At 45.9% G+C, this 16,204-nt stretch carries 8 protein-coding genes and 3 tRNA genes; 5 read left to right on the top strand and 6 right to left on the bottom strand.

Annotation, left to right across the window (positions count from 1 at the left end; all coding sequences use genetic code 11):
• Positions 1 to 39 precede the first annotated feature (39 nt).
• The 5 genes from H6A28_RS02265 to H6A28_RS02245 all read right to left on the bottom strand — a co-directional run bounded on the left by H6A28_RS02265 (position 40) and on the right by H6A28_RS02245 (position 9,916).
• On the bottom strand, positions 40 to 1,590 hold the full coding sequence (locus H6A28_RS02265) for a M81 family metallopeptidase (RefSeq protein ID WP_204478695.1): 1,551 nt from the start codon (positions 1,588 to 1,590) through the stop codon (positions 40 to 42).
• A 73-nt stretch (positions 1,591 to 1,663) separates the two neighbouring features.
• Positions 1,664 to 3,187, bottom strand: a complete 1,524-nt coding sequence (locus H6A28_RS02260) for a RagB/SusD family nutrient uptake outer membrane protein (protein WP_204474463.1) — start codon at positions 3,185 to 3,187, stop codon at positions 1,664 to 1,666.
• Positions 3,188 to 3,199: 12 nt separating this feature from the next.
• Positions 3,200 to 6,262: a SusC/RagA family TonB-linked outer membrane protein gene (locus H6A28_RS02255; RefSeq protein WP_430641262.1), complete on the bottom strand. Its 3,063-nt coding sequence runs from the start codon at positions 6,260 to 6,262 to the stop codon at positions 3,200 to 3,202.
• A gap of 893 nt (positions 6,263 to 7,155) precedes the next feature.
• Positions 7,156 to 8,877, bottom strand: coding sequence for a S41 family peptidase (locus H6A28_RS02250; protein WP_204478693.1), 1,722 nt, complete (start codon positions 8,875 to 8,877; stop codon positions 7,156 to 7,158).
• 52 nt (positions 8,878 to 8,929) lie between these two features.
• On the bottom strand, positions 8,930 to 9,916 hold the full coding sequence (locus H6A28_RS02245) for an adenosine kinase (protein WP_204478692.1): 987 nt from the start codon (positions 9,914 to 9,916) through the stop codon (positions 8,930 to 8,932).
• Positions 9,917 to 9,995: 79 nt separating this feature from the next.
• Between H6A28_RS02245 and H6A28_RS02240 the strand changes: the two genes are divergently transcribed.
• The 5 genes from H6A28_RS02240 to H6A28_RS02220 all read left to right on the top strand — a co-directional run bounded on the left by H6A28_RS02240 (position 9,996) and on the right by H6A28_RS02220 (position 11,821).
• Positions 9,996 to 10,069: transfer RNA gene (locus H6A28_RS02240), tRNA-Asn, on the top strand.
• A 30-nt stretch (positions 10,070 to 10,099) separates the two neighbouring features.
• Positions 10,100 to 10,173: transfer RNA gene (locus H6A28_RS02235), tRNA-Asn, on the top strand.
• A gap of 29 nt (positions 10,174 to 10,202) precedes the next feature.
• Positions 10,203 to 10,276: transfer RNA gene (locus H6A28_RS02230), tRNA-Asn, on the top strand.
• Positions 10,277 to 10,459: 183 nt separating this feature from the next.
• Positions 10,460 to 11,386 (top strand): magnesium transporter CorA family protein, encoded by a 927-nt coding sequence (locus H6A28_RS02225; RefSeq protein WP_022354972.1) that lies wholly within the window; start codon positions 10,460 to 10,462, stop codon positions 11,384 to 11,386.
• Positions 11,387 to 11,392: 6 nt separating this feature from the next.
• Positions 11,393 to 11,821, top strand: a complete 429-nt coding sequence (locus H6A28_RS02220) for a hypothetical protein (RefSeq protein WP_204478691.1) — start codon at positions 11,393 to 11,395, stop codon at positions 11,819 to 11,821.
• A gap of 68 nt (positions 11,822 to 11,889) precedes the next feature.
• On the opposite strand, the gene rpoC is transcribed toward H6A28_RS02220, so the two are convergent.
• Positions 11,890 to 16,176, bottom strand: coding sequence for a DNA-directed RNA polymerase subunit beta' (rpoC, locus tag H6A28_RS02215; protein ID WP_072541485.1), 4,287 nt, complete (start codon positions 16,174 to 16,176; stop codon positions 11,890 to 11,892).
• Between the last annotated feature and the right edge of the window lie 28 nt (positions 16,177 to 16,204).

Below are 16,204 nucleotides of genomic sequence, written 5' to 3'. Positions count from 1 at the left end.
ATTTTGAGACGGCCTCTGTTGTTTTATAAAGGAAACTGATTATCTGCCATACAGATGTAAAGCAGAAGGAATAAATATCACATTCAGTTCAGGATCGGGCATATCAGGATCCAGAGGGAACATAGGTCTTACAATATTCTTGTAAGGAAGCTTCTTGAAGTCCTGATCTACACCTCCGCGAGTCAGAGCCATTACCCAGTCAGCCTTCATGTTATACCAACGGCTTACAAGATAACCTTGTTTAACCATGACTATATCCATCTTTTTAGGATCGATACCGGAGCCTTCCAGGTTGGGTGTAGGAGAAGAAGTACCCACTACCACATAAACACTTCCTGTCTTTACAATCGCAATATTCCGTTTGTAAAAGCTCTTTTCATCGCTTTTCTCCTCAGGGCTGACATATACGACTGTTCCCGACAGTTTTACCGGGCCCTCATATTCCTTATCGGTCATCGCACCGACATAACCTTCTATCTGTCCACCTACTCCAACCTTACGGGCAGATTCAACCAGTTCATCTCCTGGTATAGAACAGTAAAGAAGCGTTTTACCTTTTGGGGACTGAAACTCAGGACGTTTCAACACTCTGGCCAGTGTCCAAGTGACTTCACCAGAGCCACCTCCACCCGGATTGTCTCCCATATCGCTGATAAAGAAGGGCTTCTTCTTGCTGGCCACAGCCAAATCCAGACACTTGTCCAATTCATACCCTGGAGCTTCCAACGAGAATTGCCGACGAACATCCCAGAACTTCTGAGCCAGTTTCTTAGCGCCCTTTTCCACCTGTTCCTTATCATCTCCATACACCATTACAACTCCTTGATTACGCCGGTCGTCTCCCCATACATAACCAATCCAGATACCTACATCTATTACTCCCGGCATTGCTTCTACTTCCGGAATCATGGCATACAATGATTTTGCAGGTTCCACACGTGTACTGGTCCATTCACCTGAAAGCAAAACCGGAACTGCCACCCATGCCTTATAGGCTGGACGACCTTTACCAGATTCCAGTCTCTCCAATAAATGAACGACACCGCGTCGGTGAGATTCCCTTGCATCATCATGAGGAGCCTTCCGATAAGTCGTTATCAAGTCTGAATTTAATGCCACAAGCCAAGAAGCATTGCCGTGCAAATCCATAGTGGTAGTCACCAGCACATCATTACCAATCAAGCTGCGCACTTTTTCCATAAATTCACCTTCCGGATCGGACACTCCTTCCACACTACATGCTCCGTGGTTATAAAACCAGAAAGCATCGTACGGCATATTGGCCTTTATAATCTCAAGAGACTTCTCCACAAACGCATCATACGACTCTTTCGTGACCGGACCTCTGCCACCTCCCCTGCCTATCAAGGCGGGAAGCCATGTGGCCGACTGACCCATCACAGAATCAGGACTTAAATAGTCGGGCATCCTAACCGGCATGCCCACTATGGATTGCCGGTTAGGCATGAACACACTGTTTTCTATCTGGATACCTGCAATTCCGATACGAGGTTTCTTCTTTTGTGCAAGCACCTCACCGGTCAATGATACTGCAATGAGGAACAAGCAAAACAAACATATTTTTTTCATATCTGTTATTTTAATAAGAATATAGAACAAAAAGATTCCACACAAACGACTTTCAAGAACGATACACCGTGCATCAATTCTTGATTACTCCGTTGCTGATGTCAATCTCAATCTGAGGTATAGGCAACACTTCTGCTCCTGCCTTAAACGGCTGGTAGTTGCCGATAGCACTCTTGAATCCTTCTTTGAATACCTGTTCGCCCCATCCTACACGTACTACATCAAAGAAACGGAATCCTTCCATCGCCAGTTCCAAATGACGCTCTTGCATGATAGCCTCAAACAAGTCCAGGTTGTCATCGCCAGGATTATTCGGATAATCCTGCAAATGTGCTCTATTTCTTATCTTATTGAGATATTCCGTTGCAGTAGTCGGATCATCTGTCTTACAGCAAGCCTCCGCATAGTTCAAATAGACTTCTGCCAAACGAATCAATCGGAGGTTGGTAGGCTGGTTGTTGCCCCTGTTTTCTTCTCTTTCATCAGGAGCAAGATAAAGTTTACGATTATACCAGCCTGTTCTGTCATCCGTAATGGCCGGAATGTCTTCTCCTTTCGCTGCCTTTTCTATCGCTATCGCCTCATCGTGAGACAACAAAGTGACATTCTTTCTCTCCGTATCACCTGCTGCGTCGTATGCATCGGCCAATGCCTGTGTAGGTTGTGCACAACCAAATCCGATGGTCATATTTCGAGGCATGGACATAAGTACATGACGGTTACCATTGTTTACATTCCATGAAGACTGGGTGGTAGAGTTATACATATTTACCTCCAAGATAGATTCTATGCAATGTTCTCCCGACAGTTTGAATATATCCGCATAATTAGGCATCAAATCATACTCTTGTGGAATTAAAGGCAAGATTTTCTCTTCGAATACTTTCTTCAACTCATTATATTTCTTTTCATAAAGGAAAACACGGGTTTGCATCGCATAAACAGCTCCGAGGGTGATTCGTCCTGCATACGTTTTCTCATAATTAGGAATCTCACTTTTCAAAGGAAGCACCTCAGCCGCATCCTGAAGGTCTTTCTCTATTACTGCATAAACTTGCTCAGGAGTAGAACGTCCCAATCTTTCATGATCCAATCCCAATACATCCGTATAAAGCGGAACTCCCCCAAATGTCTTTACCAGTTCAAAATAAGAATACGCGCGAATGAACTTTGCTTCTCCTATCATCTGCTCTCTGTTATACTCAGAAAACATCTCATCGGAAACAGCCTCCAAGTCACGGATAATCAAATTTGCCTTGTTTATGCACTGATAAGTCTGCTTGTATTTGTTCAAAATCTCATTATGATCCGCCGGATACTGAAAACTCTCCATCAGCTCAAAGGTAGCCGCATCATTGGCCGAGCCACTATATGTGGCATCCTCCGACAATACATCACCAAAGCACTGCATGGACCAGGTATAACGGAAATCCTTCATGTCTGAGTACACAGCCGCCAAACGCAGGAAAGCCTGTCGTTCATCTTGCACTTCGCCAGCCTCAAGACTACCCAATGGCGCCATATCCAAATCTACACAACTGCTGAATCCGCATATAGCGGCAAATGCAATTCCTATAATATATTTATTCTTTAACATAAGCCTGTACAATTAAAAAGTAATATTAATACCACCAGTAAAAGTTCTAGACTGAGGATAGATACCATAATCCACTCCTCTTGACAAAGATGTAGACTGACCTACTTCAGGATCAAGACCGCTATATCCACTTATTGTAAACAGATTCTGACCACTGATATAGAAACGTACATTCTGCATCTTCATCTTCTTGGCTATAGACGAAGGCAAGGTATAACCTATCTGCGCATTTCTCAGACGCAAATAAGATCCGTTTTCTACATATCTGTCAGAAATTCGGTCATTGTCATTGACGTCGGTACCAGTGAGACGAGGAATATCCGTATTCGTATTCTGAGGAGTCCAGTAGTTCAGCAAATCCCGGTCTTTATTGGTTATATCATTGGGGAAATAGGTGTAATAACGCATGGCATTGAAAATCTCGTTACCCAAAGTTCCTCCCAATTGGAAGCTCAGATCGAATCCTCTCCAAGCCATTGACACATTAAAGCCATATATCACATCAGGAATAGGATTACCTATCATGCATTTGTCGTTGGCATCCAGCTGGCCGTCACCATTCGTATCTACAAACAAAATGTCTCCCAATTCAGCATTAGGCTGTACCCCAGGTTTCTTCACGGCATCCAACTGTGCTTGAGTCTGGATAAGTCCGTTGGTCTTGTAGCCCCAAAACGCACCGATAGGCATGCCTTCATTGGTATAGGTTACATACTGCTGACGCAGTTCACCATCAGAAATAGGGGTACCTCCGTTCAGCTTGGTCATGCGGTTACGGATAGTAGACATATTGAAACCTATATTGTATTCAAATTCCCGAACCCGGTCTCTCCATTCCAGATTCAACTCAATACCCCGGTTATTTGCCTCTCCAATATTGGTATAAGTATTATCAAAATATCCCATATATACAGGCATAGGAGCTGCAAGCAACATATCTCTCGTAGTCTTATAATAATACTCAAAACTGAATATCATCCGGCTGTTGAAGAAACTAGCATCCAAACCGATATTGAACGACTCTGTGGTTTCCCATTTGATGTCAGGATTTCCCAGTCTTCTCACTGCAATACCCTGATACAACGTTTCGTTCTCACGTGCACCAAACAAAGCGCCATACTGTGCCCACAATGACAACAAACTACGGTCTACATAACTACCAATATTCTGATTACCAATCTGTCCCCATCCTGCTCTCAGTTTCAGAGATGAAATCCAGTTGGCTTTCATTTTCTTGAAAAATTCCTCATTGTCAATTCTCCATCCAAGTGCAAATGAAGGGAAATTACCCCATCGGTTGCTCTTTGAGAACTTGGAAGAACCATCCCGTCGGAAGGTAGCAGTAATCAGGTACTTGTCTGCATAGTCGTAATGAATTCTACCCAGATAGGAAATCAAGCCATATTCCGTAGCACTATTGTTTCCTGTTATCTTGTTCTTGTCCAAGGTAGCATCTATATACTGTAGATTTTCCGATTCGCCGATAAAATCATATCCACTTACTCCCAGGGTCTCTCTTTTTCCCCATTCGTTCGTGTAACCGATAATGGCAGAGAGAGAATGTTTGTCACCAAATTTCCGATCGTACGACAATGTATTTTCAAACGTATAATAACTTCCGTTTATATGGCTTTTCGACAGACTGCTTTCCAAGTTCTTCTGACTGTTGGAAACCTGATACACAGGAGAAAAACTCTTGCTGTCCACTCTTCTGAATTCCACGCCGAAACTGCTCTTGAACTTCAGTCCCTTGATAATCTGCCATTCTCCATACATATTGCCTATGACGGCCAGCTTATCGATATTTCTATCTCCATACATCACACTTGCCAGCGGATTATAGTAATCAATATAAGGAGAATATCCGTATGTGCCGTCCGGATTCTGAGCTGGAGTCACCGGATCCAAACGGATGGCATTACTCATCACTCCATAGTCGGCATCATACATTCCGCTAGACTTAAACTCGCTGATGCTTGTAGCAGCAGACTTTGCCACAGACAAGTTGGTACCCACCACAAGATGATCTTTCACCACAGTCTTTTCCGAACTCTGACGTACGTTAAACCTTTCATACTTAGTCCGTTTGATGGTACCCTCCTGGCTGATATAATTCAGTCCCAGATTGAATTTATAGTCGTCGGCCTTTCCGCCACTTACGCCCACACTGTAATTCTGCATAAATCCAGTCTGTGAAATTTCATCCATCCAATTTGTAGAGGTATTCCTGTTCACAAGTCCCAAATCAATAGGCGCGCTTCTATATTTGTTCAGTTCCGTCTGATAGTCATACCATTCCGGACCAGACATCAGGTCCAGATTGTTCAGAATCTTACTGGCTCCCCAGTAAGCATCCAACGTCACGGTCGTCTTGCCTACCGTACCCTTCTTGGTAGTGATAAGAATGACACCGTTGGCCCCACGAGAACCATATATGGCAGATGCAGAAGCATCTTTCAAGATTTCCATTGACTGAATGTCTGATGTACTCAAATAGTTAATATCTGTCACCGGCATTCCATCTACCACAAACAACGGTTCTGCATCGTTTACAGTACCGACTCCTCGGATTCGGATGGTAGCCGCACTGCCCGGTGCTCCAGAATTAGAAGTAACCGAAACTCCTGTGGCAAGTCCCTGCAATGCAGTTGAAATGTTGGATACGGGTTGTTTGGCCAGTTTCTCTTCACTGACAGAAGAAATAGCTCCCGTCACATCACTTCTCTTCATCACTCCATATCCTACTACAATTACTTCATCCAATGCCTGCTGGTTTTCTTTCAACACAATCTTGAGGGGAGAAGCCTGTTTGGCAGAAACTTCCAGGGTGTGAAAGCCTATGTAGGAAACAACCAACGTAGCGGAAGCGGGTACATTATCCAGGGTAAACCGTCCGTCTACATCGGTGATGGTTCCCACTGTAGTACCTTTGACCAATACGTTTGCACCAATGACAGGTATGCCTTTAGGGTCAATCACCACACCTTTTATACTTCGGTTCTGCTGTATGGAGGCCACTTCATCCGAAGGAAAAGCATCAGGAACGAATAAACTTGCTGCATTGACTACAGTCAGCGATGGTACGAGTAATAATGCGGTAAATCTTATACGCAAAAGATTTCGTACGTGGGGAAAATTTCTTTCTCGCATAATTCTTAATAGATTTTTAAAGGTAAACAAAAGTGTGCATTTTCACCTGTATTCCGCAACGAACATGTAGAATAGGAAACTGAGAATGACAGACTACGGATATCTTGTTCTCATAATCCTGTTAGGTTTAAGTTAAACAAATCTTTATTTCATCTTTCTGTGCATCCATTACTTCCAAAGACGGAGTTTCCACCTTGTCCATAACCGGACTTACAGAATTTTCAAAAAGAACTTATCCTGACTCGAAAGACAACAAGCCATTTTGAAAGGGTACGGACTGCGTCACATCGAGTAATTAAAAAATCATCAAATAGCTTATGAGGTCGGGGAAGTCATTTTCCAGGCACCCATACTAAATGTTCGTGTATTCAAGTATCTTAAAGGCTCGTGGCCCTGATTTATTTTTAGAATGATTTTCTATAGCAATTCACATTTACCCACCCTTCGAATCCAGTTTGCCTCATCATCTCTTATCCTTTGAAAATAAGAATTATCCACCATATAGGGCCGACTAGATTTGTCATCATCTGTCTTATCTTCGTGGGTCTTATGCCTAGAAGGTCACAAATAGGCTCTCACAAAGCTAAAAAATTATTTGAAATTTTCCAATTCTATCCGAAAATTTATTAACAAGAAACACCTGCTTCCAAAACGCCGAAGCGTTTCAACTCAAACGCCTTTACGTTTTCTCTAAAACGCAAGGACGTTTTAATCAAAACGCAAGTACGTTTTACTCCAAATGCACTTGCGTTTGAAACAAAACGTACTTGCGTTTTCCGGGCCTTCCTAGAAAGCCCTCCAGAAGCCCTTCTGAGGCCTTATTTCTTCACTTCTTCCTTCTTGACAGGTTCGTCTTTCTTTACCGGTGCCGAAAGAATTTCCCGATAACGGACGGGATTCTGCAATACTTCGATGGCTTTCTCCAGGTCGGTATCGTCTTTCAGACGTTCCATTACAGCTCCACGCTGGTAGAAATAGCGGGTCACAATTTCCTGTGAAAGATATTCCTTAATCGGTTTGGCAAAATAGTCCAGGTCGCGGTCCAGGTTGTGGTTGAGTTTCTTCTCCAAGGCCTTGAACTCTTCGGACGCTTCGGTCATGTAGCCCTCGAACTCCGCCACTTCCTTCAGACTCTTCAACAGCTTCTCGCTCTGGCGGTCGTAGGTGAAATTACGCGACTTCACCAGTTTCTTGAACGCCTCGTAGTCAGCATCGGTCAACTTGAAATCGTCTACCGAAGCCAGTGTGGGATGATCCCAGCAATATTGGGTGGCGTAATCGAAAATCAGGTCGTCGTTCATCAGATAGAACACGATGTTCGGAATCTTGTCGCCCTTCACTTCGATGTCGGGACGGATACCTCCCCCGTCGCGTACCTCACGTCCGGCGGCGGTGTGGAACACGGTGGTCAGGCTGTCGGGTGTACGAGCCACAGAACCGTCGGCGTTCTTCTTGGCATAGTCGATGGCCTGGATGCAACGTCCGCTAGGAATATAATATTTGGAGGTAGTCACTTTCAACGTACCGTTGTAGGGCAACGGACGGATGGTCTGCACCAGCCCTTTTCCGAAAGTACGTGTACCGATAATCACCGCACGGTCCAAGTCCTGCAACGAACCGCTCACAATCTCAGAAGCAGATGCCGTGGCGCCGTTCACCAGAATGGCCAACGGAATCTGGGTGTCGACCGGCTCGTTCTGTGTCTTGTAGGAGCCCTGTGCCTGACGCAGCTTACCTTTGGTCACCACAATCTCCTGTCCTTTCGGCACGTAAAGATTCACAATGTCTACCGCTTCCGACAAAGAACCACCTCCGTTGTCGCGCAGGTCGATAATCAGTGACTTGGCACCTTTCTGTTTCAGTTCGATGAAGGCTTTCTTGAAGTCCTTGGCAGAATTTTCGGTGAAGCTGGACAGGGCCAGATAGCCGATACTGTCTTTCACCATGCCGTAATAGGGCACGGGATTGGTACGGATGTTCTTACGGGTGAGCTTGAACTCCATCACCGTGCTGTCGTTCTTCAACGGGCGCAGTACTTTCAGCACGAACGAGGTGCCCGGCTCTCCACGCAGGGCTTCGCTCACTTTCGAAGAAAACTCCTGGGGCTTCATGTTGCCACGCACCATCTCCTTTCCTCCCACCGAGAGGATGATGTCGCCCGCCTTCACGCCAGCCTCAGCCGCCGGCATACCCTCGGTAGGCTCTACTACCGCGATGCGGTCTTTGGCTTCATAGTAGCGGATGGCCGCTCCAATGCCCCCGTATTTTCCGGTCGTCATCTCCTTGAGGCTGCTCACCTCTTCTTCAGGATAGTATTCCGTATAGGGGTCGGTCAGCGAAAGCATGCCTTCCACCCCGGTCTGAATCATTTTTTCGGCATTCACGGTATCGACATAGAACATGTCCAGTTCCTTGAAAATGGAGTTGAAGATGTCCAGATTTTTCGATATCTGAAAATTGCGGTCGTCTTCCTTGAAACTGGCCATCCCCATGCCCAGCATCACAATGAAGGCTCCGGCCAGCATTTTTCTTGCATTCATACGTCGTTTGTTTTCAATTTATTTCTTCCTGCAAATAAACACATTATTCCGGTCAGACTTGCAGAAGTGCGTCAATATTTAACTTAATTTCGTCCCATTTCTTTCCGGGCAGGGTGGTGCCTACCTCCTGAATCACGGCCGTGGCCAGGATGGTGCTGATTTGCACGCATTTTTCCAGTGAATAGCCGCAGGTCAGGCCGTACATGAAACCGGCGGCATAGAAATCGCCGGCGCCGGTGGTATCCACCACGCCTTCAATCGGACACGACAACAGCTGGATGACTTCGGTACCTTTCTTCACGAGAGAGCCTTCTTTTCCGGTCTTCACCACGGCAATGCTGCACTTGGAGGCGATTTCTTCCAAAGCTTCATGGGGTTCCTTACCTGTATAGGCCCGCGCCTCGCTCTCGTTGGCAAACACGATGTCTACGTATTTCACAATCAGATGGTCGAAGAAGTCGCGCTCGGCTTCCACCACATTGTAGCTGGCCATGTCGAGACACACCTGAAGGCCTTCTTCCTTGGCCAGCTGCATGGCCCGCAACATGAGGTCGTGGTCTTGCAGCAGATAACCTTCGATGTAAAGATAATCATAACCGGTAAACATATCGCGCGACAAATCCTCGGCATACAAGGTGGCAGCTGCTCCTAAATAGGTGCCGAACGTGCGTTCTCCGTCGGGCGAAATGAACGTAGAGGCAATACCGGAAGGTAAATCGCAGGTTTTCAATGCAGTTTTCACTCCCCGCTGCCGGAGGGTGTCATCGAAGAAGCGCCCGGTTTCATCCTTTCCTATCTTTCCGATAAATCCGGGAGTGGCCCCTAAGGCAGCCAAGGCACTTACCGTGTTGCTGGCCGAACCGCCCGTGGCCCGATGTATCTTCATGCCGGCAGTGGATTTACGTATCTCGGCCAGCGTATCTTCCTGTATCAACTGCATGCTTCCTTTTGGCAGATGGAGCTTCTCCAATAAAGAATCGTCATCAATTCTCACCAATACATCTACCAATGCATTGCCCATTCCTAATATTTTATCCATTTTGCTTTATTTTTTTTGCAAAGATATTGCATAATTCAAAATATCCTACTACCTTTGCAGCGCAATTAAGGAAAAACCTTCTTCAGTAGCTCAGTCGGTTAGAGCATCTGACTGTTAATCAGAGGGTCGTTGGTTCAAGTCCAACCTGAAGAGCTCCTTTTTTGAAAAAACATGTTTAAATTTTCTTCAGTAGCTCAGTCGGTTAGAGCATCTGACTGTTAATCAGAGGGTCGTTGGTTCAAGTCCAACCTGAAGAGCTCCTTTTTAGGAAAACATGTTTAAACTTTCTTCAGTAGCTCAGTCGGTTAGAGCATCTGACTGTTAATCAGAGGGTCGTTGGTTCAAGTCCAACCTGAAGAGCTTGAGAGTTCGTTTGCTAAAAACGAACTTTTTTTATACCCTAAAACGAAACGATATGGACGATTCTTACTCGCGAACGTATTATCATTATTTTAACCACTTCCTGAAGGAGTGTCGTGAGTAGATTGTAGCTTACTCTGAAGATGCTCCTCCGGGCTTAAAACGAAGGAAAGGAGCAGAAACATGAGAAAGTATCTTTTTTGTGAAGCAGGTTTCGTAGAAAAAACGAACTGGCAGCCCAACTGCTGGATTAATGTGGAATGTCCCGATGAGTCGGATTTCCGCTTCCTGCAAGATGAATTGAAAGTTCCCCGATCTTTCTTGAACGATATCGCCGATACGGACGAAAGGCCGCGTACGGATACGGAAGGCAACTGGCTGCTGACCATCTTGCGTATCCCCATGCAGACGCCCGATTCGAAGGTGCCTTATGTCACGGTGCCCATCGGCATCATCACGAACAATGAACTGGTGATTTCGGTGTGCTACTACTCTACGGAGATGCTGCCCGACTTCATTGAACATACGCAACGCAAGGGTATCAACGTGCCCAACAAATACGAACTGATTCTGCGGCTGATTTACTCTTCGGCCGTGTGGTTCCTGAAATACCTGAAACAGATTAACAATGAGGTGAACTGTGCGGAAAAGGAACTGGAGCGGAGTATCCGTAACGAGGACTTGCTCCGGTTGATGAACCTGCAGAAGAGTCTGGTGTACTTCAACACGTCCATCCGTGGCAATGAGGTCATGATAGGCAAGCTGCAGAACATTTTCAATGAACAGGATTACCAGAACGCGGAACTGACCGACGACGTGCTCATCGAACTGAAACAGGCTCACAACCAGGTGAACATCTACAGTGACATCCTCACGGGTACGATGGATGCCTTCGCGTCCATTATCTCCAATAACGTGAACACCATCATGAAACGCATGACCAGTCTCTCCATCATCCTGATGGTGCCTACGCTGATTGCCAGTTTCTACGGTATGAACGTGGATATTCACATCGAAGGCTTGCCCCATGCGTTTGCCCTGATTGTCTGCTTCTCGATTCTCTTATCGGCAGCCGCATTTGTCATTTTCCGAAAAATCAAATGGTTCTAAGCTAAGATGAAGTACGGAGTTTCTTCCAATACCCTATTGCTGACGGCTGGCGTGGTGTGGCTGGTGGCAGGCCTCAACATCCTACATATAGGCCTCTCCTGCTGGATTACGGACACGCACTATTGGCTTCTGAAGGTCTGTGAGGCCAGTCTGGTGTTCCTGCTGTTCTTCTGCATGGTTTTCCACAAGCTCTACCGCAAGCATACGCAGCGTATCACTTCGGGAAAACGGGAAAAGCATTGTCCCTTCTCTTTCTTCGATGTAAAGGGGTGGATTGTCATGGCGTTCATGATTGGGATGGGCGTCACCATCCGCAAGGCACATTTGCTGCCGGAGAGTTTCATTGCCGTATTCTATACCGGCCTCTCTCTGGCACTCATTGCCACCGGAGGGCGTTTTATCCGGCTCTTCTGGAAAAGGAAACGAAACCGCTGACGCAGGATGACAAGCATAAAAAAAAGCCGCCTCAAACGAGACGGCTTTTCTTTTTATATTCGGTTGAGTTATTCAACTTCGCTATAGTCCAATACGTTCTTCTTGTTGGCCAAGATGCGGTCGTATTCTTCTTTAGAACCTACCACAATCTTTTCAAACTCACGCTGACCTGTACCCGCCGGAATCAGATGACCGCAGATTACGTTCTCCTTCATACCTTCCAGCTTGTCCACCTTACCGTTGATAGCAGCTTCGTTCAATACCTTCGTTGTTTCCTGGAAGGAAGCAGCCGACATGAAGCTTGAAGTCTGCAATGCGGCACGTGTGATACCCTGCAAAATCTGAGTAGAAGTAGCCGGCACTGCATCACGTACTTCCACCAATTTCAGGTCACGACGCTTCAACATACTGTTTTCGTCGCGAAGCTTACGAGCTGTGACAATCTGTCCCGGCTGCAAGTTCTGAGAATCACCGGCATCTACTACCACTTTCTTACCCCAGATACGGTCGTTTTCTTCATTGAACTCAATGCGGTCAACCACCTGCTGTTCCAAGAAGCGAGTATCACCCGGTTCATCAATCTGTACCTTACGCATCATCTGACGAACGATGATTTCGAAGTGCTTATCGTTAATCTTCACACCCTGCAGACGGTATACGTCTTGGATTTCATTTACGATATATTCCTGAACGGCCGTAGGACCTTTGATAGCCAGGATATCAGCAGGAGTGATAGCACCATCAGACAACGGAGTTCCGGCACGTACGTAGTCATTTTCCTGAACCAGAATCTGCTTAGACAATGCAACCAAGTACTTACGTACATCACCTGTCTTGGAAGTCACGATGATTTCACGGTTACCACGTTTGATCTTACCCATTGTTACCTCACCATCGATTTCAGATACGACTGCAGGGTTAGACGGGTTACGAGCTTCAAACAGCTCAGTTACTCGCGGAAGACCACCGGTGATATCACCAGCCTTACCAACGGCACGCGGAATCTTCACCAAAATATCACCTGCTTTCACGGTCTGCTTGTCTTCTACGACTACGTGACCACCTACCGGCAAGTTGTATGTACGGATAATTCCACCATTCTCATCCAAAATGTGCAAAGAAGGAATCTTGTTCTTATCCTTAGATTCAGTGATGATGATTTCACGCAAACCTGTAGCTTCATCGGATTCTACCTTGTAAGTGACATTTTCAATCACAGATTCAAAGTCAATCTTACCGGCAGCTTCTGTTACGATAACGGCGTTGAACGGGTCCCACTTCGCAATCAGCTTGCCCTTTTCTACGACTTCACCGTCTGAAGCATACAATTTAGAACCGTAAGGTACGTTGTGAGTAGACAATACGATACCAGTATTGACATCTACGAAACGAACTTCTGCCAAACGGCCTACTACAATCTTCACTGGTTCGCCAGTTTCTTCTACAGCATCAACTGTACGCAATTCTTCGAATTCCAGACGTGCATCGTTCTTCGCTACGATACTTGCATTGGCTGCCATGTTACCAGCGATACCTCCGGCGTGGAATGTACGCAGAGTCAGCTGAGTACCCGGTTCACCGATTGACTGTGCAGCGATTACGCCGACAGCCTCACCCTTCTGAACCATACGGCTGGTAGCCAAGTTACGTCCATAACACTTCGCACATACACCCTTCTTAGACTCACAAGTCAATACGGAACGGATTTCTACGCTTTCAATCGGAGAATTTTCGATTTCTTCCGCGATGCTTTCCGTGATTTCTTCACCGGCAGCCACAATCAGCTTACCAGTAGTCGGGTGGATGATATCGTGTACAGATACACGGCCCAAGATACGTTCGTACAACGTAGCGATTACTTCATCGTTGTTCTTCAACGCTGTGCAAACCAGACCACGCAATGTACCACAGTCTTCTTCGTTGATGATAACGTCGTGAGAAACGTCTACCAAACGACGAGTCAGGTATCCGGCATCGGCTGTCTTCAACGCGGTATCGGCAAGACCCTTACGAGCACCGTGGGTTGAAATAAAGTACTCCAACACCGAAAGACCTTCCTTAAAGTTAGAAAGAATCGGGTTTTCAATAATCTGAGCACCTTCGGCACCGGCTTTCTGCGGCTTGGCCATCAAACCACGCATACCAGACAACTGACGAATCTGTTCCTTAGAACCACGGGCTCCGGAATCCAGCATCATGAATACAGAGTTGAATCCCTGGTCGTCGTTCTTAATTGTTTTATATAGAATGTCTGACAAGTCACTGTTTACGTGTGTCCAAGTATCAATTACCTGGTTGTAACGTTCGTTATCAGTGATGAATCCCATGTTATAGTTCATCATGATCTGTTCGATTTCTTCGTTACCACGTTTTACCAGTTCCTCTTTCTCCTTCGGGATAATGATATCGCCCAAGTTGAATGACAGACCACCTTCGAATGCTTTCTTATAACCTAAGTTCTTGATTCCATCCAAGAATTCGCAAGCACGAGCCACACCCACAGCCTTGATTACATTGCTGATGATGTCACGCAGAGACTTCTTAGAAATAATGGTATTCAAATAACCACATTCATCAGGAACCAGTTCATTGACAATCACACGACCTACAGAGGTTTCCTTGATCATCTTCTTCACGATGTTGCCGTTTTCATCCAAGTCATTGGCAACAACGCTGATGATAGCGTGAATATCTACCTTACCTTCGTTGTAAGCAATCATTGCTTCTTCCGGTCCGTAGAAAATCAAACCTTCACCTTTAGCACCCTTACGCAGTTTGGTAATGTAATACAATCCCAAAACCATATCCTGTGCAGGCACGGTGATAGGCGCACCGTTGGCCGGGTTCAGAATATTGTGTGACTGCAACATCAGCATCTGTGCTTCCAATACAGCCTCATTGCTCAACGGCAAGTGTACGGCCATCTGGTCACCATCGAAGTCGGCGTTGAACGCGGTACAAGCCAACGGATGCAACTGGATAGCTTTTCCTTCAATCATCTTCGGCTGGAAGGCCTGAATACCCAGACGGTGCAATGTCGGCGCACGGTTCAACAATACCGGATGACCTTTCATTACGTGTTCCAGGATATCCCAAATCACAGGTTCCTTACGGTCTACAATCTTCTTTGCAGATTTCACGGTCTTCACGATACCACGTTCAATCAGCTTACGAATGATGAACGGCTTGTACAATTCGGCAGCCATCAGTTTCGGAATACCGCATTCACCCATCTTCAGTTCCGGACCTACGACGATTACGGAACGAGCTGAATAGTCGACACGTTTACCCAACAGGTTCTGACGGAAACGTCCTTGCTTACCTTTCAAGCTGTCTGACAAAGATTTCAACGGACGGTTGGCATCTGTCTTCACTGCACTCGACTTACGAGAGTTGTCGAACAATGAATCGACAGCTTCCTGAAGCATACGTTTTTCATTACGCAAGATGACTTCCGGAGCCTTGATTTCAATCAGTCGTTTCAGACGATTGTTACGGATAATCACACGACGATACAAATCGTTCAAGTCGGAAGTAGCGAAACGTCCACCATCCAACGGGACCAACGGACGCAGTTCAGGCGGGATAACCGGTACGATACGTACAATCATCCACTCTGGTTTGTTGCGGCCACGTGAAGCACGGAAAGATTCCACTACCTGCAAACGTTTCAAAGCTTCGTTCTTACGCTGCTGAGAAGAATCGCTGTTTGCCTTGTGACGCAACTCGTATGACAACGCATCCAAGTCCAGTCCTACCAACAAATCGTAGATAGCTTCCGCACCCATCTTTGCGATGAACTTGTTCGGATCACTGTCTTCCAAGTACTGGTTGTCCTTTGGAAGTGTATCCATGATGTCCAGATATTCTTCTTCAGACAACAAGTCATATTTACTTACTCCGTCTTCAGCCTTTACACCCGGCTGGATAACGACGTAGCGTTCGTAGTAAATAATTGCATCCAGCTTCTTGGTCGGCAAACCCAACAGATAACCAATCTTGTTCGGCAGAGAACGGAAATACCAGATGTGAGCCACCGGCACTACCAGTTGGATATGTCCGCTACGTTCACGACGTACTTTCTTTTCCGTTACTTCCACACCGCATCGGTCGCAGACGATACCTTTGTAGCGAATACGTTTGTACTTACCACAATGGCACTCATAGTCCTTTACCGGACCGAAGATACGTTCACAGAACAAACCGTCACGTTCCGGTTTATAGGTACGGTAGTTGATGGTTTCCGGTTTCAACACCTCACCATAAGAATTTTCCAGAATCTCTTCGGGTGATGCCAGACCGATCGTAATCTTTGAGAAATTACTTTTTATCTTAGTATCTTTTCTAAAAGCCATACTTTCTATTTTATGATAATGAAGAATT

Source organism: Bacteroides mediterraneensis (assembly GCF_016900355.1).
Lineage (GTDB): Bacteria > Bacteroidota > Bacteroidia > Bacteroidales > Bacteroidaceae > Phocaeicola.
This window is presented reverse-complemented; position numbering and strand designations above follow the sequence as displayed.